The organism is Roseomonas sp. 18066 (assembly GCF_902706185.1).
Lineage (GTDB): Bacteria > Pseudomonadota > Alphaproteobacteria > Acetobacterales > Acetobacteraceae > Pseudoroseomonas.
In genome coordinates, this window is sequence record NZ_CACSJM010000366.1 from 1 (window position 1) to 441 (window position 441).

The 441-nt window shown below is 71.4% G+C and carries 1 pseudogene; it reads right to left on the reverse strand.

Annotated elements, in window-relative coordinates:
- Positions 1 to 286 (reverse strand): annotated as a pseudogene (locus GVN67_RS29250) (cyclase family protein); the annotation flags it as partial.
- Positions 287 to 441: the final 155 nt, after the last annotated feature.

The following is a 441-nucleotide window of genomic DNA, read 5'->3' on the forward strand; positions in this document are numbered from 1 at the left end:
GCTCCAGCTCGGCCATCAGGCAGTTGAAGTTGACCAGCCCCTTGCGCAGCGTGGGGCGGAGCACCGGCGGGTGGCGGTTCGGGTTGAGCGCGCTGCCGCCCGGATAGTCCAGCGGCAGGCTGAGCGCGAAGGCCAGGCCCTCGCGCACCTCGGCCACGCCCTGGCGCACCTTCTCGGGCGTGAGCAGGTTCAGGCGGCCCCGCTGGTCGTCGGGTCCGAAATCGCCCCAGGTGGAGCCGGGCGGACGGTGCTTCCAGCGGGGGTTGGACGGCTGTGGCTGTTCCATGGATGCGGTCCTAGTTCCTCTGCAGGAAATCCGCGAGCGCGGCATCGAAGGCCTGCGGGGCCTCGATGTTCGAGAGATGCGATGCCGGCAGCTCGGCCAGCCGCGCGCCCGCGATGGCGGCCTGCATCGCCTGCGCATCCGCCACCGTGGTGACC